A 20,867-nucleotide genomic window follows, 5' to 3' on the forward strand; every position below is an offset into this window, starting at 1 on the left:
GCGCCCAGCGTGCCCCCCCCCGCCGACGCCATCGGCGGAAACCGCGCCACGTACCGGATCACCCCCACCCCCCCCCCCTGCGAAGCGCACAACGCGACCCGCAGTTCCCGCCGGTCTCCGCCGAGGTCGCTCAGCAGTCCGGTGAAAAACTGCGAGAAGAAGTCGCGGAGCACGTTGCTGGCCGCCTCGTGCCCGGCGATGCTGCGGATCAGCGCCTGGAACGTGTCGCCGCCGACGCCGTCCCAGCGGGTCAGGAAGGTGTGCGCGATCCGGGCGCCCAGCTCCTCGACCGGGCCGTCGCGCAGGATCGTGACCAGTTCGTCCGGCTCGAACGGCAGCTTCAGCACCGCTTGCGCGAACAGGCCCTCCTTGCCGCCGAACCAGTGGTTGACCATGGCCGCGTCGACCCCGGCGCGTGCGGCGATCGAACGGACCGTCGCGCGTTCGTAGCCGTTCTCGGCGAACACCGCGCGGGCGGCGTCGATCAGCACCGCGCGGGTGTCCTGACCAGCAGGGCGGCGGCCGCGGCGGCGCGCGGTAGTGTCTTCGGTGCTCACCGGACCATCTTGACCGGTCGCCGCCTCGAATTCAACAGTCATTGAATTGAGAGCCCGCTGACCGGCGGACGCGGCCGTAGCGGCACAATGAGGCGCATGGTCAGCTCAGCAGCCACGTCCACGGCCGGGCCCGGCCCGGTCAGCCCGTCCCGCGACGACTTCCGCGCGCTGGCCGAGAGCCGCCGCGTGATCCCCGTGGTGCGCCGGGTGCTCGCCGACGGCGAGACCCCGCTGGGGATTTACCGGAAGCTCGCCGCCGACCGGCCCGGCACGTTCCTCTTCGAATCGGCCGAGAACGGGAAATCGTGGTCGCGCTGGTCGTTCGTCGGCGTGCGCAGCCCGGCCGCGCTGACCGTCCGCGACGGCAAGGCGGTCTGGACCGGCACCCCGCCGGACAACCTGCCCGTCGAGGGCGACCCGCTGCAGGTGCTGCGCGCGACCGTCGAGGCGCTGCACACCGAACCGCTGCCCGGCCTGCCCCCGCTGACCGGCGGCATGGTCGGCTACCTCGGCTACGACTCGGTGCGCTGGCTGGAAAAGCTGCCCGAGCTGGCCGAACGGGATCTCGACATCCCGGAGCTGACCATGCTGCTCGCCACCGATCTCGCCGCGTTCGACCACCACGAGGGCACTGTCACGCTGATCGCCAACGCGGTCAACTGGGACGACTCGGCCGAACGCGTGGACGCCGCGTACGACGACGCGCTGGCCCGGCTGTCCGCGATGACCGAGCAGCTGCGGGTGCCCGCGCCGCCGACGGTCGCGACGTTCGACCGGCCCGCGCCGGAATTCCGCCGCCACCGCAGCAAGGAAGACTTCCACGCGGCCGTCGACAAGGCGGTCGAGGCGATCAAGGCCGGCGAAGCGTTCCAGGTCGTGCCGTCGCAACGATTCGAGATCGAGACCGGGGCCGACGCGCTCGACGTGTACCGCGTGCTCCGCACCTCCAACCCGAGCCCGTACATGTACCTGCTGCGGCTGGAGGGCTTCGACATCGTCGGGTCCAGCCCGGAATCGCTGGTGACCGTCCGGGACGGCCGCGCCACCACGCATCCGATCGCGGGCACCCGCTGGCGCGGCGCGGACCCGGAGGAGGACGCGCAGCTGGCCAAGGACCTGCTCGCGGACGAGAAGGAACGCGCCGAGCACCTGATGCTCGTCGACCTCGGCCGCAACGACCTCGGCAAGGTCTGCAAACCGGGCACGGTGCACGTGGTCGACTTCTTCCAGATCGAGCGCTACAGCCACGTCATGCACATCGTGTCCACGGTGACCGGCGAGCTGAAGGACGACGCCACGGCGTTCGACGCGGTCGCGGCCTGCTTCCCGGCGGGCACCCTTTCCGGCGCGCCCAAAGTGCGGGCGATGCAGCTGATCGAGGAGCTGGAACCGGTGCGCCGCGCGCTGTACGGCGGCGTGGTCGGGTACCTGGACTTCGCCGGCGACGCGGACACGGCGATCGCCATCCGCACGGCGCTGATGCGCGACGGCACCGCGTACGTGCAGGCGGGCGGCGGCGTGGTCGCGGATTCAGTTCCGGACTACGAGGACACCGAATCGCTCAACAAGGCCCGCACGGTGCTGTCCGCGATCGCCGCGGCGGGCACGATGGTCCCCGCGGGGGAGCTGGACCCGGCTGAGGACGCGGCCGGTGTCTGAGCGGCCCGAGGAGGCGGAACCGCGGGGCGGGGCCGGGGCTGCCGAAGCCCAGCCCGCCGGAAGCGGGAAAGCGAAACGTCCACTGTGGACGATCATCCTCGCCCTCCTGCTCGGCGCGCTGGCCCTTTGGGGATCCTCCCGGATGGTGTGGTTCGCCGAATTCCGCGACGAGGGCGTGCGCGGCACCGTGCTGTACACCGAACCCGGCGAACAGCGCGCCACCGCGCTCGTGCCGCTCGCGCTCCTCGCGCTCGCGGGCGTCGCCGGGGCCGTCGCGACCGGCGGCTGGCTGCGCCGCGTGCTCGGGATCGTGCTGGTGCTCGCCGGTGCGGCGGGCGTCTGGAGCGGGGTGGACGGGATCAAGTTCGGCGGATTCGCGCCCGGGCTGCCCGGCACGGAAATCGTGCTCGGCCACCTGATCGCGGCGCTCGGCGGAATTCTCGTCGCGCTCGGCGGGTTGGCAGCGATCAAGTGGGCGGGAGCCGCGCGCAAGCTCGGGGCGCGTTACGCCGCTCCGGGAGCCAAGGCCGCGCGGAAGGATCCGGACACCGAGCTGTGGGAGGCGCTGTCCGAGGGGGACGACCCGACCGACGGCGGGGATCCGCGCCGCTGAGCAACCCGGAACCGGTCGGCGAACGAGCGGGGGTTAGCATCATTTCGGCGGGAAGGGGAAGGTTTTTGTGAGCGAGCTTGCGAGTGGACCCAGGAGTGCGGCAGCGGGTAGGGGCGTCCGATGAGCGTGCTCGAAGACATCGTCGCCGGCGTGCGCGAGGATCTCGCGCAGCGGGAATCCGCGCTGCCGTTCGACGAGCTGAAGGCCCGGGCGGCCAAGGCCGCCCCGCCGCGTGACGTGATGGCGGCGCTGCGCGAATCCGGCATCGGCGTCATCGCCGAGGTGAAGCGGCGCAGTCCGTCGAAGGGCGACCTGGCCGCGATTCCCGACCCGGCCGCGCTGGCCCGCGACTACGAGGACGCCGGCGCGCGCGTGATCAGCGTGCTCACCGAGCAGCGCCGCTTCGGCGGCTCGCTCGCCGACCTCGACGCGGTGCGCGCCGCCGTCGACATTCCCGTGCTGCGCAAGGACTTCATCGTCAGCCCGTACCAGGTGCACGAGGCCCGGCTGCACGGCGCGGACATGGTGCTGCTGATCGTCGCCGCGCTGGAGCAGAACGCGCTCGCCGCGCTGCTCGACCGCGTCGAATCGCTCGGCATGACCGCGCTCGTGGAGATCCACAACGCCGAGGAGGCCGACCGCGCGCTCGAAGCCGGTGCCAAGGTGATCGGCGTCAACGCGCGCAACCTGCACACGCTCGAAGTGGACCGCGACGTGTTCTCCCGCCTCGCGCCCGGCCTGCCGATGGACGTGTTCAAGGTCGCCGAGTCCGGCGTCCGCGGCCCCGGCGACCTGATGTCCTACGCCGGGCACGGCGCGGACGCGGTGCTCGTCGGCGAGGGCCTGGTGGCCTCCGGCGACCCGAAGGGCGCGGTCGTCAAGCTCGTCACCGCCGGTTCCCACCCCGCCTGCCCGAGGCCTTCGCGGTGACCGAACGCGGCAAGCACGACCCGGACGAACGCGGCTACTACGGCCCGTACGGCGGCCGGTTCATGCCGGAAGCCCTGATCGGCGTGGTCGACGAGGTCGCGGCGGAGTACGAGAAGGCCCGCCACGACCCGGTGTTCACCGGCGAGCTGAACCGGCTGCTCATCGAGTACGCGGGCCGTCCGTCGCTGCTGACGGAGGCCAAGCGGTTCGGCGAGCACGCCGGCGGCGCGCGGGTGTTCCTCAAGCGCGAGGACCTCAACCACACCGGTTCGCACAAGATCAACAACGTGCTGGGTCAGGCGCTGCTCACCGTCCGGATGGGCAAGAAGCGCGTCATCGCGGAGACCGGCGCGGGCCAGCACGGCGTCGCCACGGCCACCGCGTGCGCGCTGCTCGGCCTCGACTGCGTCGTGTACATGGGCGAGGTCGACACCGAGCGGCAGTCGCTGAACGTCGCGCGGATGAAGCTGCTCGGCGCCGAGGTCGTGCCGGTGAAAACCGGATCGCGGACGCTGAAGGACGCGATCAACGAGGCGCTGCGCGACTGGGTCACCAACGCCGACACCACGCACTACCTCTTCGGCACCGCCGCCGGTCCGTCGCCGTTCCCGATGATGGTGCGCAATTTCCACCACGTCATCGGCGAGGAGGCGCGGGCCCAGATCCTGGAGAAGGCGGGCCGGCTGCCGGACGTCGTCGCGGCGTGCGTCGGCGGCGGGTCCAACGCGATCGGCATCTTCTCCGGTTTCTACGACGACCCGTCGGTGCGGCTGGTCGGCCTGGAGCCGGGCGGCGAGGGCATCGAGGGCAACCGGCACGGCGCGACGCTCACCAAGGGCAGCCCGGGCAACCTGCACGGCGCGATGTCGTACCTGCTGCAGGACGAGGACGGCCAGACGGTCGAATCGCATTCGATCTCCGCCGGGCTCGACTATCCGGGTGTCGGCCCGGAACACGCGTGGCTCAAGGACTCCGGCCGCGCCGAGTACCGCCCGGTCACCGACGCGGCCGCGATGGACGCCTTCCGGCTGCTGTCGCGCACCGAGGGCATCATCCCGGCGATCGAATCGGCGCACGCGCTCGCCGGCGCCCTGGACCTGGGCCGCGAGCTGGGCCCGGACGGGCTGATCGTGGTCAACCTGTCCGGCCGGGGCGACAAGGACATGGACACCGCGGCCCGGTGGTTCGGGCTCGTGGACGGGGAGGACAAGTGAGCGGCCTCGACGAGCTGTTCGCGGCGACGCGGGCGGAACACCGGGCCGCGCTGGTCGGCTACCTGCCCGCCGGATTCCCGTCCGTGGACGGTTCGAAAGACCTGCTGGCCGCGACGCTCGACGGCGGCGCGGACCTGGTCGAGGTCGGCGTCCCGTACTCCGACCCGGTCATGGACGGCCCCACCATCCAGGCGGCCGCCGAGTCGGCGCTCGCGAGCGGGTTCCGGCTGAAGCAGCTGTTCGAGGTCGTGGAATCGGTCTCCGCACGCGGCGGTCGCGCGGTGGTGATGACGTACTGGAACCCGGTGCACCGGTACGGGGTCGACGCGTTCGCGCGCGATCTGGCGTCGGCCGGCGGCCTGGGGCTGATCACCCCGGACCTGATCCCGGACGAGGCCGACGAATGGATGGCCGCGTCTTCGGAACACGGCTTGGACCGGATCTTCCTGGTCGCGCCGTCGTCGTCGGACGAGCGCCTGGCGAAGACCACGGCGGCCTCGTCGGGCTTCGTGTACGCGACCGCGGTGATGGGCGTGACCGGAGCCCGCGACGCGGTGGGCGTGCACGCGGAGGACCTGGTGCGCCGGACCCGGGAGCACACGGAGCTGCCGATCGGCGTGGGGCTCGGGGTTCGTTCGCGGGAACAGGCCGCGCAGGTGGCCGGGTTCGCGGACGCGGTGATCGTCGGATCCGCGCTGGTCACGGCTGCGGCCGACGGTCCGGACGGCGTGGCGAAGCTGGCTTCGGAGCTGGCGCGGGGCGTGCGCGAGGCGGTCGCTCCGGCCTGATCTCGGATCGAGCGCCGGAAACTGTCGGTGGTCGTTCGTACTCTCTCGGTATGCATAAGAACCGAGAGGGAGAACGAAGATCATGGCAGACTGGACCCGGCACGAAAGACCGAGCGCAGGCGGAGGTGACCCGTGTTGGCAACACCGACGGGCCTTGAGTTCCGAGTCACCGCTCCGCCCGGCGGCTGGACGGTGGAGAGCGTTCTCGAGCTGCCTGACGAGGAACGGGCGCGCAACGTCGTCGAGCTTGTCGACGGGGTGTTGCACGTGAGCCCACTGGCGAGGCTCGAGCACCAGAGGCTGGTCGGCCGGTTGTGGGGACAGCTGAGCCCTGGAGCCGCCCCCCGCTATGAAGTGCTTCCCGGAGCCAATCTCGTCCTGGGCAACCGGAACGACCGGCTGCTGATCCCCGATCTTGTCGTCAGTACGGCACCCGGCCTCGAAGGGGTCAGCCTCACCGAGAAGCAAGTGCTGCTGGTAGCGGAAATCGAATCCCCTTCCACCAGGGTGCAGGACCGGATCTTCAAGAAAGCCCTCTACGCCGAAGCCCTCATCCCGTACTACCTGCTCGTCGACCCGGAGCAGGAAGCCGCCACCGTGTACGCGCTTTCCGACGGCGACTACCTGCCGCACGCGAAGAGCGAGGGCGGAGTGCTCGAGCTGGCCGAACCGTTCCCCGCGGAGCTTGATCTGCGCGCGTGAGCCGGCCAGTTGTACGTATCGTGTATGCCGTCCGCGCACAGTGCGGCGCATGGCTTTCGACATCGGACAAGTTCCCCGGAGGACGTTCCTGCGCGGGGCGGCCGGCGTGAGCGCTGCCGCGGCAGCGGGGCTCGTGCTGCCCGGCCTCGCGAACGCCGCGGCCGCGCCGCGGATCTACAGCTGCGCGGAATGGGGTGCGCGTCCGCCCGCGGACCCGCTCACCACGCTCGACCATCCGGCCAACCGCGTGCTCATCCACCACATCGACTGCCCCAACAGCACCGATTACTCGCTCGAGCACGCGTTCCAGGTCGCGCGCGACGACCAGGCTGACCACATCGACAACAACGGCTGGTCCGATACCGGCCAGCACTTCACGGTCTCCCGCGGCGGCTACCGGCTCGAGGGCCGCCACGGCAGCCTGGACGCGTTGCGCAGCGGCACGAAGATCGTCCGCGCCGCGCATTGCCCCGGCCAGAACGACAACGCGATCGGCATCGAGAACGAGGGCACCTACATGCAGGTCGCCCCGCCGAAGGCGCAGTTCGATTCGCTGGTGGTGTTCGTGGCGTACGTGTGCCGCCAGTACGGCATCCCGGTGAAGGAAATCAAGGGACACCGCGACTTCTACAACACGGACTGCCCGGGCGACAAGCTGTACGCGATGCTGCCGGAGTTGCAGTCCCGGGTGGCGGCCTTGCTTCGTTGAGCGGGTTCAGTGCAGGAAACGCAGTGCCCGGCACAACTCCGCCGGCTCCAGCGATCCCAGCTCGGCCACCTCAGCGCGGCGCACGTCCGCCAGGGTGGTGGCCAGCTGGGGTCCGAACGCATCCCGCAGCGCCTCGTCAGCCTCGAACGCGTCGACAGCAGCCGACAACGACTCCGGCAAGCGCGTTACGCCAGCCGCCGCGGCGTCAGCAGGGGAGAGCGAGCCCGGGTCCACACTGACCGGTTCCGGCAGACGCGCTTCGTCGTCGATGCCCGCTTGTCCGGCGAAAAGCAGTCCAGCCACTACCAGATACGGATTCGCGGTGAGGTCGAAGCACTTCACCTCCAGATTCGCGGCCGTGTCACGCTGTCCGGCCGCGCCGCGGATCAGGCGCAGCGGTGCTTCGCGGTTTTCCAGTCCCCACGCGGTAAACGCGCCTGCCCAGTGGTGCGGTTCGAGCCGCAGATAACTGACCACCGAAGGCGCGCCCACGGCCAGCAACGCCGGCAACCGGCGGAAAATGCCCGCACCGAAGGATTCCGCGGTCGAGGTCAGCCCGAACGCTCCGGTCCCGCCCGCGCACAGGTTCCGCTGGCCGTCCCAAAGGCTCAGGTGCACGTGCCCGCCATTGCCGACGCCGCCGGGTTCGAACTTCGGCGTGAACGACGCGCGCAGCCCATACGCGGCGGTCACCGTCCGCACGGTTTCCCTTGTCAGTACTGCCAAATCGGCCGCGCGTACCGAATCCGTCGCGGCGATCGACAGTTCGAACTGACCCGCCGCGTATTCCGGGTGGATCTGCTCCACGTCGACGCCCTGACTGTCCAAAGCGGACACAATCGCGCGGAGATACTCGTGGTTCGCGCTCAATCGGGCGTATCCGTAGGCCGGGCCGGGCAGCGGGACCCCGTCCGCGTCGGTCGCGATCCACTCCAGTTCGAACGCCATCCGCGCGGTCAGCCCGCGGTCGGCGAGCTGGGCCGCGGCGGTCGCGGCGAGAGCGCGCGTGTCTTGTGGATGCGGCTGTCCGTCCTGGTCGTAGCGCCACGCCGGGGCCCATGCCCAGCCGGGTTGCGCGGCGAGGACAGTGAGTGCGTCGAGGTCGGGGTGCAGCCGCAGGTCGCCGACCGGGCCGAGGGAATACTCGCCGTTCGCGATGCTGTCGGTGCCGAGGAAGAAGTCGAACGAGTTGGACGCGCCGACGCCCCACGCCGCGACCGTCGCCAGCTTCGCCACCGGCACCGCCTTGACCCGCGAAATCCCGGAGTTGTCGACGAAACTCAGCGCGACGAGCTCGACGCCCGCCTGCTCCATCCGTCCGGCGGCGGCAGCGCCGAGTTCCGCGAGCCGGTCGCGGTCGAGTCCGACGGGAGAGGACACGGTTTGCTCCTTACGCGCTGGGAACGGGAGGTTCAGCCGGTCGGCGCTGTCTGTCCGCGCCGCCTCGGATGTTCACTGTGTACTCCGCGGGGAAAGGAGGGCATCCGTGTCCGGAGATCGTCCCGAATTACGGCGCACCCTGTCAGTCTGGCAGGCCGTCGGGCTGTCCGTCGCGCTCATGGCACCCAGCATGGCCGCGAACATCAACCCACAGCAAACAGCCGCGGCGGCCGGGCGGGCGGTGCCGCTGGCGTTCCTGCTCTCGGCGGCGGGCGTGCTGCTGGTCGCGTACGGCTTCGTCCAGCTCTGCCGGCACTACCAGCACGCCGGATCGGTCTACGCGTTCGTCGGCGCGACCCTCGGGCCGCGAGCGGGCGTGGTGTCCGGGATCGGCCTTCTCGGCACGTACACCTTCTGCGCCGTGGTCACCAGTTCCGCCGCGGGCGTGCTGGGCACGGCGTTCCTGACGCAGGTCGGGATCTGGCCGCATCCGCCGTCGTGGGGTCCGTTCGTGCTGACCGCCGTCGCGCTGATCGGCAGCTGGCTGCTCGCGGTCGCCCCGGCCCGGCGCGGCACCAGCACGCTGCTCGCGGTCGAGGGCGCGACCATTGCCCTCATCTTGCTGGTCACCGTGGTCATCCTGGTCCGGCTCGTCGCGGGCGGCGCCCCCAGCGGCCGGTTCACGCTGCAGGTTTTCGTGCCGGACACCGGGGTCTCCGGCATCTTCCTCGGCGCGGTGTTCGGATTCTTGTCGTTCGCGGGTTTCGAGGCCGCCGCGACGCTCGGCGAGGAAACCCGCGACCCGCGCCGCAACATCCCGCGCGCGATCCTGGGCACGGCCATCTTCGGCGGGGCCTACTTCGTCCTCGTGACTGCCGTCGAGATGACGGCCTTCGGCGGCGACGCCACCGCGTTCCACAATTCCCCGTCGCTGCTGGGCGACCTCGGCGGCCGCTTCGTCGGCCCGTGGGCCGGCGACGTCATCAGCGCCGGCGCCGCGATCAGCGCGTTCGGCTGCTGCCTAGCCTGCGTCGTCGGCGGCTCACGGCTGCTGTTCGCCCTCGGCCGCGACGCCTTCGACGGACGCGGCATCGGCCGGGTCTCCGCCAAAGGCACCCCAGCCGTCGCCGTAACCGCGGTCGCGCTCGCGGCAGCGCTGATCATCTTGGTATGCGCGGTGTTCTTCGGCGCCACCGCAGACGACACCTTCGCCTGGGCCGGTTCCATCGGCACCCTGATCCTCTTGGTGATCTACCTGGTCACCACGCTCGGCGCGATCCTGCTGCTGTTCGTACGGCGGCGGATGCGGGTGCCGTGGTGGCATCTGGCGTTCCCGCTCGCCGCACTGGTCCTGCTCGGCTACACGGTCTACGTCAACGTCGTGCCGTATCCGACCGAAGGCCCCGCGAGCTGGTTCCCAGTCGTGGCGGGCGGGGTGCTCGTGCTGGCCGTCGTCGTGGTGGTCTCGGCGCGCGGGTTCGCCCGTAGGGTGGGGGAGAGGCTCGCTGAAGGAGAGGCATGAAGCAGATGCGGTTCTTTGGTGAGTGCCAATGTGTTAAAAGCGTCCTCTTTGGACTTCGCAGTCGCGGCTCCGTATTCGATGCACCAGGTGATCACCTTCTCAAACGTTGTCCGTGTGCTAGAAGCGTTCGCCGCACTCGCGGCACTTGCTGTCTGTCGGCGATGCGGTAGCGCGGCAGACTTTGCAGGCCAGCCGTACTCGCTTCGACGGCCGAGGAGGAGCTGGGCGAGCGAAGCCCGGTTCTTGGCGTAACCAGCTGGTGAACAGGTGCAAGGGGTTGATGCCGGTTTCGTCATCGGAGTAGTGACGGCGCTGGTAACCGCGGCTTCGGAGTCGGGGTGCCGTCCTGGTCATCGCACGTCCAGCCCGGTGCAGCCGCCGCACCAGCCGGCGTCGGCGAACCCGGTTGCGGCGACTTCGTCGCGATCATGGCGCTCCGGGTAGTCATCGTCGACCGAGCACCAGGGAATCAGCCACTGTGCAGACGGGTTTGCCAGCTCTCGTTTCCCATAGCGATGAACTGTCCGCCGGAGCAAAGCAGTCGGGTCGGAGTGCACTCGCAACGCCAGATCTGAGGTGCGCGCCGCATGAGCCCGCGATCCTTCCGCTTGCTCGTACCACGTCGGCTCCGTCATGGATCCTTACGTTCGACTACGGAAAGTGCCGAACCCATCCCCCAGCGGGTATCTCACCTTGAGAAGTACCATGGTGAGATGGCCGAGCCGAAACCCAGGGGCGGACCGCTGGCGCTGCCGGACTGGGCGTGGCGACGCACCGATGTGCGGGACGCCCTTGAAGGGCGCGACATTGGCGGATTGCTGCAAGCCGTGCAGCGGTACACCGGCGCGAGCCAAAGCCGGATCGCCGTCGCCGTCGGACTGTTGCAAGGGCGCGTGTCGGAGATCGTTCGCGGCAGCCGGACCGTGACCGCCCTGGAGCTGTTCGAGCGGATCGCCGACGGGCTCGAGATGCCTGACGATGCGCGGATGCTGCTCGGCCTGGCACCCGTCCACCCGGCCGGGCTTGACCACCTCGGCGCGAGCGGGCGGGCTGAGATCCTCGCCGTGTTCCCGTCGCAGTCCAGGGCCCGTCCGGAGATCGAGCAACGAGCTGGCGAAGCGACCGAAATCGACGTGCTGGCCGTGCGCGGGCTTGGCCTCCTCGGCATGAACGACTCGTTGTTGCGCACTCATGTCCGGCGGCGCGCGGCGTCGGTGCGGGTGCTGCTGCTCGACCCCGACGGGGAAGCAGCCGAGCGCCGCGCCGCTGAGATCGACGAAAAACCGGGCAGCTTCTCCGCCGGGATCAGGCTGTCGATCGAGCTGCTGCACGACCTTGCCGACGAGGGAGCGGAAGTCGAGGCGTATACCTACGACGTGCTGCCGACGTGGCGGGTGATCGGCTTGGACTCGACCCTTTTCGTGTCGGCGTTCGGCAACAGCCACGAAGGCCATACGTCGCCGATGTACAAGATCACCGGGTCGCCGCATGGCGCGCTGCACCGGGGGTTCCGTAGGTTCATGGACGAGCTGCGGCGGACCGCACGCCGCGTCGTCTAGGGAGGTGCCGCGTGCCTGTGGAAGCCGAGCTGACCGCCGTCGTCCGGGACCCTGGCCGGGTGCGGGCCGCGCTTGCCGAGCGGGCAGAGCCGGAGCGGTCGGTGTACGCGGACACGTACTACGACCGGCCGGATCACTCGATGGACCGCGACGGCTACGAGCTGCGCGTGCGCACCATCACGACTGACGGCCAGCGGCAGACCGTCGTGACGTACAAGGAGCCGCCGGTCGACGCCGCCTCGCGATCCAAGCCCGAGCACGAAACGGCTGTCGATGCCCCGGCGGTCATGGCGACGATCTTCACCGCTCTTGGGCTGGTCGAGCTGATCTCGCTCGAAAAGCACTGCGAAAACTACGGTTTCACCGCCAATGGGCGGGAAATGCTCGCCACGATCGTCACGATCCCGGAGCTGGCCGGGCAGACGTTCATCGAGCTGGAAACGATCGCCGAGCAGGACGACCTCGCTGAGGCGCTGGGCGCGTTGCGCGTCGTGCTCGACGGCATCGGAGTCACCGAGGGCGACGCGGTGGAGCAGTCTTACACCGACATGGTCGCGGCGGCCCGGGACAGCTAGCCCGCTGCCAGTGTGGTCTCGGCGCGCGGGTTCGCCCGTAGGGTGGGGGAGAGGCTCGCTGAAGGAGAGGCATGACCGGACTGCTCGATTTCGTCTCGGACCTGCCGTTGGTCGACCATCACTGCCACGGCGTGCGCACCGGCGACGTCGACCGCGGGGGGTTCGAGCGGATGCTCACCGAGGCGGACACCGTGTCGCCGTTGGGGACGTCTCTGTTCGATTCGCTGATCGGCTTGGCCGTGCGCGAACGTTGCGCGCCGGTTCTCGACCTGCCGAAGCACGCTCCGGCCGAGGACTATCTCGCGCGTCGTGCCGAACTGGGCGCAAAGGAGGTCAACCGGCGGTTCCTGCGCGGCACCGGCACCACGGATTACTTGCTGGACGGCGGTTTCCTGCCCGAATCCCTCACCACCACCGAAGAATTCGCCCACCTTGCCGACGCCCACGCGCACGACATCGTCCGGCTGGAACAGGTCGCTGAAGACGTCATCAAAGGCACCAGCGCCGCCAGTTTCGCCGAGGACTTCGCCCACGAACTCGACCGCCGCACCGTGAACGCGGTGGGCGTGAAGTCCATCGCGGCCTACCGGGTCGGGCTGGAGCTTTCCGGGGAACGGCCGGCCGGAGCCGAGGTGGAGGCCGCCGCTGGACGGTGGCTGGACCGGATCGAAAGGGGCGAACCGGTCCGGCTCGCCGACGAGGTGCTGCACCGCCATCTGATCTGGGCCGGGATCGACCGGCGGCTGCCGGTGCAGTTCCACGTCGGCTACGGCGATTCCGACGTCGACCTCCACCGCTGTGATCCCTTGCGGCTCACCGGTTTGCTGCGCGCGACCCGCGACGCCGGCGTCCCGATCCTGCTGCTGCACAACTATCCGTTCCACCGCAACGCCGCTTACCTCGCGCAGGTCTTCGAGCACGTCTTCGCCGACGTCGGCCTCATCACGCACAACGCGGGCTTCCGCGCGCCCGCGATCCTGGCCGAGACGCTGGAACTGGTCCCGTTCGGAAAACTGCTCTTCTCGACGGACGCGTTCGGCCTGGCCGAGCTTTATCACCTGGGCACCGCGCTGTTCCGGCAAGGGCTGTCCGATTTCCTCCGCAGCGCTCTCGCCGCCGACGCACTGTCCGAAGTGGACGCCATCCGGCTGGCCCGGTTGGCCGGACACGAGAACGCGGCCCGGATCTACCGGCTGGAGCGGAAATGAACGACCTGGTCGAGGCCTGGCGTGCCGCGTTGGCCGAGGAACTGCCCGCCGCGGTGGAACTGCGCCGCCGGATTCACGCCGATCCGCGCGCGTCCGGCGACGAGGAGGACACTGCCCGCATCGTGGCGGCCGCGCTAGGGGAGGGCGAACGGGTCGCGAAAACCGGGCGGCTCATCGAAATCTCCGCACCGCACCCTGGTCCGGCCGTAGCCCTGCGCGCCGAACTGGACGCCCTTCCGGTAGTCGAGCGCACCGGCGTCGAATGGGCCGCGAAGACCGGTCTGATGCACGCCTGCGGCCACGACGTCCACCTCGCCGCCTTGACCGCGGTCTGCCGGGCGGCACGGCGCGTCGAGCTCCCGCGCCCGCTGTACGCGATCCTGCAGCCGCGGGAGGAAACGTCGCCGTCCGGAGCGCTCGACCTGGTCGAATCGGGCATTCTGGAAGATCGCGGCATCGACACGGTAATCGGCGCGCACGTCCAGCCGAGGCTTCCGTACGGCGTCGTCTCGGCCGCGCCGGGGCCGGTGAACGCGTCCACCGACGAGTTCGAGGTCGTGCTGCACGGGCTCGGCGGCCACGCCGGATACCCGCACCTCCTGCGCGACCCAGTGCTGGCGCTCAGCCAATTGGTGGTGAGCCTGCAGCAGGTCGCGAGCCGCCGGGTCGACCCGATGCACGGCGCGGTCTGCTCGATCGGCCGGCTCAGCGCGGGCACGGCGGCGAACGTCGTGCCGAACTCGGCGTCGGCGTTCGGTTCGTTGCGGCTGATGCGCGCGAGCGACCGCGAACGCGCGCTGGAGGTTCTCGACGAGATCGTGCACGGCACCGCCCGCGCCTACGGCTGCACCGCCGACCTCCGGATCAGCCCCTGCGAACCCGTCCTGGTCAACGACCCGGCGCTGGCCGCCGCCGCGCGAATCTGGCTCGAACGCGGCGGTGCCGATGTCGACGTCGATTTCCGGTCCTTCGGCGCGGACGATTTCGCGCATTACTGCGGCAACGGCGTCCGCGGCCTGATGCTTTTCGTCGGCCTCGGCGAGACCGCGGGCGCTCCCAGCCTGCACGGCGAAACGTTCCTGCCCGAGGACGCCGCGGTCGGCCAGGTCGCGGACGCGCTGCTGGCCGGATACCTGGCCGCGGCCTCCGACCTGGAGTATCCGGAGGCGGCCGTGACCGGGCTGTGACCGGGTCTTGACGAAGGGTTCCACGGCACCGGGACCACGACCGGAGCCCGACGCGCTACGGTGGCCGCGTGTACTCCGCAGCATTCCTGGCCACGATCCCGAGCCCCGACCAAGGCGTCTGGCACCTGGGCCCGATCCCGATCCGGGCGTACGCGCTCTGCATCATCGCCGGCATCATCGTCGCGATCTGGTGGGGCGAGCGGCGCTGGGAGGCCCGGGGCGGCACCAAGGGCACGGTGCTCGACGTCGCGGTGTTCGCGGTGCCGTTCGGCCTGGTCGGCGGCCGGCTCTACCACGTCGTCACCGACCCCGAGCTGTACTTCACCGAGGGCAAGAACCCCTGGAACGCCTTCGCCATCTGGGACGGCGGCCTCGGCATCTGGGGCGCGGTCGCGCTCGGAGCCGTCGGCGCGCTGATCGCCTGCCGGCGCCGGGGGATCCCGCTGCCCGCGATGGCCGACGCGATCGCGCCCGGCATCATCGTCGCGCAGGCGATCGGGCGGCTCGGCAACTACTTCAACCAGGAGCTGTACGGCGCGCACACCGACCTGCCGTGGGGCCTGGAGATCTACCAGCGCTTCGACCCGGCGACCGGGGCCCCGGACGCCCTCGGCGGCGTCGCGACCGGGCACATCCCGCTGCCGGAAAGCCCGGTGCACCCAACGTTCCTGTACGAGCTGATCTGGAACTTGCTCATCGCGCTGGTCGTGGTGTGGGCGGACCGCAAGTTCAAGCTCGGCCACGGCCGCGCGTTCGCGCTGTACGTCGCGGGCTACACCGTCGGCCGCTGCTGGATTGAACTGATGCGCACCGACACCGCCAACCACATCCTCGGCCTGCGGGTCAACGTGTGGACGTCGATCCTGCTGTTCCTCGGCGCGATGGCGTACTTCGTCGTCGCGGCCAAACGCGGTCCGCGCGAGGCCCCGGAGACGTTGCGCGGCAAGGAAGACGAGGAGGACACGGCCGTCGAGTCCACTTCGGACGACGCGGGGAAGAAGCCGGAACCCGAGGAGAAGGCCGCGGAGGACACTGTGGACGCGGGTTCTTCCTCAGGGGAGAACGGCAAGTCCGAGAAGTCTTAGGCACAGAGCCGGAAAGCGGTCCCTGCCCAACGCGGGCGGGGACCGCTTTTTCGTGCGGAATTCAGGCGGGGAACGAGGATGGCGAGTCCGGAAAAGAGGTCCCCGCCCGGATGGGAGGGGACCTCTTTCACCTCGTGCGGGTCAGCTGAGGAACGAGCCGCCGAAGTAGTCGTCGTCATCGCCGGAAGCCTGACGCCGTGCTCGGCGGCCGGACGACGGCGGCGGCTCAGGTGCGGACCGCTTCGGCCGGTCGCCCCGATCGGCGAGCGGATCGGCGAAATCGTCCTCCGGCTCCGGTTCCGGGGCGCGATGCCGCGGCGGAGCGGGAGGAGCAGGCGGAGCGGGCGGTTCCTCCTTCGGCGGAGCCGGGGGCGGGGGCGGCGTCCGGTCGACGAGCGGATTGTCGTTCGAGTACTCGTCGGGCTCCGGGGCGGGCGGGGCAGGCGGCTGCGGCCGGGAACTGCTCGCCAGCGGGTCCGCCGCGGAGAATCCGGCGGGCTTGTCCGGCGTGTCCGGATACGTCGTGCGTCCGGTGTCCGACAACGGGTTCCCGGCGCCGCCAGTGCGCGCCTCGAGGATCTCCTCGGGGCTCTGGCCCTCCTCCAGCTCCTCGAGGATGTCCTTGGCCTCGTTGAGCTTTTCGTCGGCGAGCGCGCGGACCTCGGGGTCGGCGAAGGCCCGGCCCGCGGCGACGTCCTCCCAGGAGAACTCGCCGGCGTCGACCTTCCGCTTGATCAGCCGCAGCTGCGCGGGAGCGTCCGGACGCGAGGCGGCCCGCTTGATCGCCTCGATCCGCTCCGGGGTGTCGGTTTTGGGCAGCGGGCGGAGCTTGATCTTCTCCAGGTCCTTCAGCAGCTGCTGGGACTTGCGGACCGTCCGGTCGAGCGCGGCCTCGGCCTCCCGCAGCTCCGGCGTCTTCCACGAATCGTCCGCGGTCGCGGGGTGGGACATCTCGGCAGTTCCTCCTTAGTCGATGCGGCCGTGGATCCGGCCGCTCGCCGAGCGACGGGGCGGATGGGACGGCGGATGGTTCGCGGGCGGGTGGTTCGGTTGCGCCGGCGGATGGCTCGGTGGCTGCGGCGGCTGGTGGTTCTGCTGGTTCTGCGGGGGCTGGTGCGGCTGCCCGTTCGGCTCGGACGGCTGGTCCTGGCCGCGTTCGCCGGAACCCCGCGACCGGTCGCCGTCCTCGCCGGAGCGGCGGTTCCCCTCGTCGCCGGAAGTGCGGTCGCCGCCCTCGTCGTCGCCGGATTCGCGCGAGTGCCGGTTCTCCTCGTGCGCCTCGCGGGCGCCCTTGACGCCTTCCTTGCCCGCTTCGACCGCGTCCTTGGCGTCCTGGCCGATGCCCTTGGCGTTGTCCTTGATGTCGCCGACGTCGCCGCCGATGTTCTTCGCGATGTCGACGAGATCGCCGATGCTGCCGACGTCCTTGATCTTCTGCAGCTGCGACCCGATGTCCTTGATCGAGTTCCAGATCTCCTGGACCCGCGTGATGATGTCCTTGATCATCTCGATGATCGAGATGAGGGCATTGATCAGCGGCAGCAGCTCGGACAGCGCGGTGATCGCGTCGGCGACCCAGCCCGCGATCGGGACGCACGCCTCGGCGGCCATCACCAGCAGCCGGTCGATCAGGCTCTTCAGCAGGTCGAGCGCCTTGGCCGCGAGCTTCTTCGACGTGTCCGCCAGCAGGTCGAAGCCCTTGGCGATCAGCGACGCGATCCCGGCCTCGGCGGCGAGCCCGGCCCGCCACCCCGCCTGCACGTAGGCCTTGTGCTCCAAGGAAGCCATGCCGTGCCAGGACTCGCTGACGGTCTTCTCGTTGGCGACCATCACCTCGGAGAACGCCTTCATCGCCTCGGAGATGTTGCGCCACGCCTCGGCGTCGGCCGACATCTTCGAGAAATCGCCGGTGAGCGGTTCGATGAACTGCTGGGTGAGCGTGGTGCCGGTGAATTTCTGGTACACCCACTCGACGGCCATCACCTCGACGCCGGCGTCCTTCACCAGCGCCTGGACGTCCTCGCCGGAGGTGTCTTCCGGCGGCTGCAGCAGTTCGACGATCGAATCGCCGCGGTCGAAGTCGCCGGCGCCGCCGGGAACCCCGCCGGGCTGTCCGCCCGAAGCGCCGGTGCTGCCTTCTCCGCCGTTGCCTCCGGTACCGCCTTCTCCGCCGCCTCCGGGGCCTTCGCCGCCGTCTCCGCTTTCGCCGCCTTCTCCGCCGGAGGAAGAAGGTTCGTCGCCCTCGTCGTCGCCGCCACGGCCGCCGCCCTCGTCGCCGCCGCGGCCGCCGCCTTCGTCGCCGCCGCGGCCGCCACTTTCGTCGCCGCCGCGGCCGCCGCCTTCGTCGCCGCCGCGGCCGCCACTTTCGTCGCCGCCGCGGCCGCCGCTTTCGTCGCCGCCCTCGTTGCCGCGGTCGCGGCCCCGGTCGTCGCCGCCATCGCCGCCGTCCTGGCCGTCGCGGCCATCCCGGCCATCCCGGCCATCCCGACCGTCGCGGCCATCCCGGCCGTCGCGACCATCCCGGCCGTCGCGACCATCCCGGCCGTCGCGGCCGTTGCCGTCGTCATGGGACTGGCCGTTGTCGTCGCTCTGGCCGCGGTGCCTGCCGTTGCCGTTGTCGTCGCCGGAGTTGCCGCCGGTGCTGCTCGGATGCGTCTGCTCGTCGCCGCCGGACGGATGGCGTCCGTCCCCGCCGGTGCCGCGATGCTGAGTGCCGCCCGGATGGGTGGGCTGAGTGCCGCCTGGATGGGTGGGCTGCTGGCCGCCCGGAGGCGGCTGGTTGCCGGGATGCGGCTGGGTGTTCCCCGGGTGCGGCTGGGTGTTGCCGGGATGCGGCTGGTTGCCGCCCGGATGGGACGGCGGATGCGTCGTCCCCGTTCCCCCGGTGTGGTGGCCGCCGCCGTGCCCGCCGCCGTGCCGTGCCATGTCTTGTCCCCCTCGTCAGAACCGTGTCGTGCGGGTGCGCATCAGGCCGCGCCGCGGCCGGAGTCGATGCCGTCGAACTTGTCGACGAACTGCTGGAGCAACTGTGCGGAATTGGCGTCGTGGTGCGCGTAGGCCTCCGCTGCTTGCTTGACGCCGTCGGACAGCGAGGTCAGCCGCGAGTGCCCGAAGTCGAGCGTGCCGCCGTAAAGGTTCGCGACCAGGTGCACCACTGGCTGCAGCACCACGAACAGGCCGGTGAAGCCGGACGTGTCGCACGCGGTGGAGCGCATGTAGTCGTTGATCTTGCTGATCTTCTCGTGAAGGCTGTCGAGCACCTCCGCGTACTGCTTCATCGTCTCGACGTCGACTTCTATGCCGGACATGAAAGAGACCGCCCTCCCCGTGAGCTGATGGTTGCCGAACACTATGGCAACCGACGATCACCGAGTGTGGGCGGTTCCCGGAAATTTGTGCGATTACCTGGGGAGATCGGGCGAAGGGGACGAAGCGGGCGCATCGACTTCGTCACGTGAGGTGTGCGCGGAGCCGCGCCGGGGCTTATGCTTCGCGGACCGAAGCATCGGGAACCCATCCGGAACCATGTCGTTCCGCGCTGCCGGATCGTTACCGTTCTTCCCTGTTCGGGGAGCTCCGAGGCGCTGCTGGGGTGTTTCCCAGGTGTTAAAGTCGCGCTAACAAGCGGGCCATCGTCGTCCCGTGCGCTCCCCGCGGCCGGTTCGCCGGCCACCGCACGAAACGACGAAGGAGGTCCCTTTTCCATGATCTTCTCCGCCATCCCCGGCAAGCAGGGTCTGTACGACCCGGACACCGAGCAGGATTCCTGCGGCGTCGCCATGGTCGCCGACGTCCAGGGACGCCGTACGCACGGCATCGTCACCGACGGTCTTGCCGCGCTCACGAATCTCGACCACCGCGGAGCCGCGGGAGCCGAGCCGACGAGCGGCGACGGCGCCGGGATCCTGCTGCAGCTGCCCGACGAACTGCTGCGCGCCGAGGCGGGTTTCCCGTTGCCCGAGGCCGGCGCGTACGCCGCCGGAATCGCGTTCCTGCCCTCCGACGACGAGCAGCGCCGCAAGGCGATCGGGCTCACCGAACGGATCGCGGCCGAGGAAGGGCTCACTGTCCTTGGCTGGCGCGAGGTTCCGGTCGACGCCGACGGCGCGGAGATCGGCCCCACCGCGCGTTCGGTGATGCCGCGGTTCTCGATGCTGTTCGTGTCGTCCCCGCACGGCGAAACCGGCCTGGAGCTGGACCGGCTGGCCTTCTGCCTGCGCAAGCGCGTCGAGCACGAGAGCCTCGCTTCCGGCTGCGGCACGTACTTCCCGTCGCTGTCCGCGCGCACGATCGTCTACAAAGGCATGCTCACGCCCGAGCAGCTGCCGCGGTTCTTCCCCGATCTGCGCGATTCCCGGCTCGCCAGCGCGATCGCGCTCGTGCACTCCCGGTTCTCCACCAACACTTTCCCGTCGTGGCCGCTCGCGCACCCGTTCCGGTTCGTGGCGCACAACGGCGAGATCAACACGATCCGCGGCAACCGCAACCGCATGCGCGCCCGCGAGGCGCTGCTCGAATCGGACGTCATCCCGGGCGATCTCTCCCGGCTGTACCCGATCTGCTCGGCCGACGCGTCGGACTCGGCGTCCTTCGACGAGGTGCTGGAGCTGCTCCACCTCGCGGGCCGTTCGCTGCCGCACGCGGTGCTGATGATGATCCCGGAGGCGTGGGAAAACCACACCACGATGGATCCGGAACGGCGGGCGTTCTACCAGTTCCACGCCAGCCTGATGGAGCCGTGGGACGGTCCGGCGTGCGTCACCTTCACCGACGGCACGCTCGTCGGCGCGGTGCTCGACCGCAACGGACTGCGCCCGGCGCGCTGGTGGCGCACCGCCGACGACCGCGTCGTGCTGGCCAGCGAGGCCGGAGTCCTCGACGTGGCCCCGGAAGACGTGGTCGCGAAGGGCCGGTTGCAGCCGGGCCGGATGTTCCTCGTGGACACCGCCGCGGGCCGGATCGTGGACGACGAAGAGGTCAAGTCCGCGCTGGCGCGCAAGCAGCAGTACAGCGACTGGCTGCACGCCGGGCTGCTCAAGATCGCCGAGCTGCCCGACCGCGACCACGTGGTGCAGAGCCACGATTCCGTGCTGCGTCGCCAGCTCGCTTTCGGCTACACCGAAGAAGAACTGAAGATCCTGCTCGCGCCGATGGCCGCCAACGGGGCCGAGCCGATCGG

19 protein-coding genes and 1 pseudogene are annotated in these 20,867 nt (G+C 70.2%); 14 read left to right on the forward strand and 6 right to left on the reverse strand.

Annotated elements, in window-relative coordinates; translation table 11 throughout:
• Positions 1-557, reverse strand: a 557-nt coding sequence (locus H5411_RS41850) for a TetR/AcrR family transcriptional regulator (RefSeq protein WP_183127106.1), incomplete at its 3' end; no start/stop codon positions are given.
• 96 nt (positions 558-653) lie between these two features.
• Between H5411_RS41850 and H5411_RS41855 the strand changes: the two genes are divergently transcribed.
• The 7 genes from H5411_RS41855 to H5411_RS41885 all read left to right on the forward strand — a co-directional run bounded on the left by H5411_RS41855 (position 654) and on the right by H5411_RS41885 (position 7,172).
• Positions 654-2,216, forward strand: coding sequence for an anthranilate synthase component I (locus H5411_RS41855; RefSeq protein ID WP_101434927.1), 1,563 nt, complete (start codon positions 654-656; stop codon positions 2,214-2,216).
• 94 nt (positions 2,217-2,310) lie between these two features.
• Positions 2,311-2,829, forward strand: a complete 519-nt coding sequence (locus H5411_RS41860) for a Trp biosynthesis-associated membrane protein (protein ID WP_101440685.1) — start codon at positions 2,311-2,313, stop codon at positions 2,827-2,829.
• Positions 2,830-2,949: 120 nt separating this feature from the next.
• A complete protein-coding gene (gene trpC, locus H5411_RS41865; protein ID WP_101434926.1) occupies positions 2,950-3,759 on the forward strand; it encodes an indole-3-glycerol phosphate synthase TrpC in 810 nt (269 codons plus the stop codon).
• A complete protein-coding gene (gene trpB / locus H5411_RS41870) occupies positions 3,738-4,973 on the forward strand; it encodes a tryptophan synthase subunit beta (RefSeq protein WP_183127115.1) in 1,236 nt (411 codons plus the stop codon). Before trpC ends, trpB begins: the two co-directional genes overlap by 22 nt.
• Positions 4,970-5,761, forward strand: a complete 792-nt coding sequence (gene trpA, locus H5411_RS41875) for a tryptophan synthase subunit alpha (protein WP_183127108.1) — start codon at positions 4,970-4,972, stop codon at positions 5,759-5,761. Before trpB ends, trpA begins: the two co-directional genes overlap by 4 nt.
• A gap of 135 nt (positions 5,762-5,896) precedes the next feature.
• Entirely contained in the window at positions 5,897-6,463 is a 567-nt protein-coding gene (locus tag H5411_RS41880) for a Uma2 family endonuclease (protein ID WP_101440684.1), read from the forward strand.
• Between the two features lie 49 nt (positions 6,464-6,512).
• On the forward strand, positions 6,513-7,172 hold the full coding sequence (locus H5411_RS41885; protein WP_101434923.1) for a peptidoglycan recognition protein family protein: 660 nt from the start codon (positions 6,513-6,515) through the stop codon (positions 7,170-7,172).
• Between the two features lie 6 nt (positions 7,173-7,178).
• Here the strand turns inward: H5411_RS41885 and H5411_RS41890 are convergent, their stop codons facing one another.
• Positions 7,179-8,486: a type I glutamate--ammonia ligase gene (locus H5411_RS41890; protein WP_101440683.1), complete on the reverse strand. Its 1,308-nt coding sequence runs from the start codon at positions 8,484-8,486 to the stop codon at positions 7,179-7,181.
• A gap of 172 nt (positions 8,487-8,658) precedes the next feature.
• On the opposite strand from H5411_RS41890, the gene H5411_RS41895 reads away from it, so the two are divergent.
• Positions 8,659-10,074 (forward strand): APC family permease, encoded by a 1,416-nt coding sequence (locus H5411_RS41895; protein WP_101434922.1) that lies wholly within the window; start codon positions 8,659-8,661, stop codon positions 10,072-10,074.
• A gap of 350 nt (positions 10,075-10,424) precedes the next feature.
• On the opposite strand, the gene H5411_RS41900 is transcribed toward H5411_RS41895, so the two are convergent.
• On the reverse strand, positions 10,425-10,709 hold the full coding sequence (locus H5411_RS41900) for a hypothetical protein (RefSeq protein ID WP_143271357.1): 285 nt from the start codon (positions 10,707-10,709) through the stop codon (positions 10,425-10,427).
• 78 nt (positions 10,710-10,787) lie between these two features.
• On the opposite strand from H5411_RS41900, the gene H5411_RS41905 reads away from it, so the two are divergent.
• The 5 genes from H5411_RS41905 (at position 10,788) to lgt (ending at position 15,688) form a co-directional block, all read left to right on the forward strand.
• Positions 10,788-11,633 (forward strand): hypothetical protein, encoded by an 846-nt coding sequence (locus H5411_RS41905; RefSeq protein ID WP_101434920.1) that lies wholly within the window; start codon positions 10,788-10,790, stop codon positions 11,631-11,633.
• 11 nt (positions 11,634-11,644) lie between these two features.
• Positions 11,645-12,208 carry a class IV adenylate cyclase gene (locus H5411_RS41910; RefSeq protein WP_101434919.1) on the forward strand — a complete coding sequence of 188 codons (564 nt, stop codon included), beginning with the start codon at positions 11,645-11,647 and terminating at the stop codon, positions 12,206-12,208.
• A gap of 71 nt (positions 12,209-12,279) precedes the next feature.
• Positions 12,280-13,416: an amidohydrolase family protein gene (locus H5411_RS41915; protein WP_183127110.1), complete on the forward strand. Its 1,137-nt coding sequence runs from the start codon at positions 12,280-12,282 to the stop codon at positions 13,414-13,416.
• Complete coding sequence (locus tag H5411_RS41920) at positions 13,413-14,603, forward strand: M20 metallopeptidase family protein (RefSeq protein ID WP_183127112.1); 1,191 nt, start codon at positions 13,413-13,415, stop codon at positions 14,601-14,603. Before H5411_RS41915 ends, H5411_RS41920 begins: the two co-directional genes overlap by 4 nt.
• Before the next feature lie 68 nt (positions 14,604-14,671).
• Entirely contained in the window at positions 14,672-15,688 is a 1,017-nt protein-coding gene (gene lgt, locus H5411_RS41925) for a prolipoprotein diacylglyceryl transferase (protein WP_101434916.1), read from the forward strand.
• 141 nt (positions 15,689-15,829) lie between these two features.
• Here the strand turns inward: lgt and H5411_RS41930 are convergent, their stop codons facing one another.
• From H5411_RS41930 to H5411_RS41940, 3 genes are read right to left on the reverse strand one after another with little or no spacing between them, the layout of a single operon-like run.
• The gene (locus H5411_RS41930; protein ID WP_101434915.1) at positions 15,830-16,639 is read right to left on the reverse strand and encodes a hypothetical protein; all 810 of its coding nucleotides are present in this window, start codon (positions 16,637-16,639) and stop codon (positions 15,830-15,832) included.
• A 15-nt stretch (positions 16,640-16,654) separates the two neighbouring features.
• Positions 16,655-18,613, reverse strand: coding sequence for a hypothetical protein (locus H5411_RS41935; RefSeq protein ID WP_183127114.1), 1,959 nt, complete (start codon positions 18,611-18,613; stop codon positions 16,655-16,657).
• Between the two features lie 41 nt (positions 18,614-18,654).
• The gene (locus tag H5411_RS41940; protein WP_208637293.1) at positions 18,655-18,996 is read right to left on the reverse strand and encodes a hypothetical protein; all 342 of its coding nucleotides are present in this window, start codon (positions 18,994-18,996) and stop codon (positions 18,655-18,657) included.
• Between the two features lie 396 nt (positions 18,997-19,392).
• Here H5411_RS41940 and H5411_RS41945 point away from each other — a divergent pair.
• Positions 19,393-20,867 (forward strand): annotated as a pseudogene (locus H5411_RS41945) (glutamate synthase subunit alpha); the annotation flags it as partial.

Source organism: Amycolatopsis echigonensis (genome assembly GCF_014174495.1).
GTDB lineage: Bacteria > Actinomycetota > Actinomycetes > Mycobacteriales > Pseudonocardiaceae > Amycolatopsis > Amycolatopsis echigonensis.

What these genes read in the sequence shown, in the direction of transcription:
- H5411_RS41930 (WP_101434915.1), bottom strand. Translation starts at nt 16,639, where the DNA reads ATGTCCCACCCCGCGACCGCGGACGATTCGTGGAAGACGCCGGAGCTG.
- H5411_RS41905 (WP_101434920.1), top strand. Translation starts at nt 10,788, where the DNA reads ATGGCCGAGCCGAAACCCAGGGGCGGACCGCTGGCGCTGCCGGACTGG.
- H5411_RS41915 (WP_183127110.1), top strand. Translation starts at nt 12,280, where the DNA reads ATGACCGGACTGCTCGATTTCGTCTCGGACCTGCCGTTGGTCGACCAT.
- H5411_RS41885 (WP_101434923.1), top strand. Translation starts at nt 6,513, where the DNA reads ATGGCTTTCGACATCGGACAAGTTCCCCGGAGGACGTTCCTGCGCGGG.
- H5411_RS41940 (WP_208637293.1), bottom strand. Translation starts at nt 18,996, where the DNA reads ATGTCCGGCATAGAAGTCGACGTCGAGACGATGAAGCAGTACGCGGAG.
- H5411_RS41890 (WP_101440683.1), bottom strand. Translation starts at nt 8,486, where the DNA reads ATGGAGCAGGCGGGCGTCGAGCTCGTCGCGCTGAGTTTCGTCGACAAC.
- H5411_RS41920 (WP_183127112.1), top strand. Translation starts at nt 13,413, where the DNA reads ATGAACGACCTGGTCGAGGCCTGGCGTGCCGCGTTGGCCGAGGAACTG.
- trpC (WP_101434926.1), top strand. Translation starts at nt 2,950, where the DNA reads ATGAGCGTGCTCGAAGACATCGTCGCCGGCGTGCGCGAGGATCTCGCG.
- H5411_RS41935 (WP_183127114.1), bottom strand. Translation starts at nt 18,613, where the DNA reads ATGGCACGGCACGGCGGCGGGCACGGCGGCGGCCACCACACCGGGGGA.
- H5411_RS41855 (WP_101434927.1), top strand. Translation starts at nt 654, where the DNA reads ATGGTCAGCTCAGCAGCCACGTCCACGGCCGGGCCCGGCCCGGTCAGC.
- H5411_RS41900 (WP_143271357.1), bottom strand. Translation starts at nt 10,709, where the DNA reads ATGACGGAGCCGACGTGGTACGAGCAAGCGGAAGGATCGCGGGCTCAT.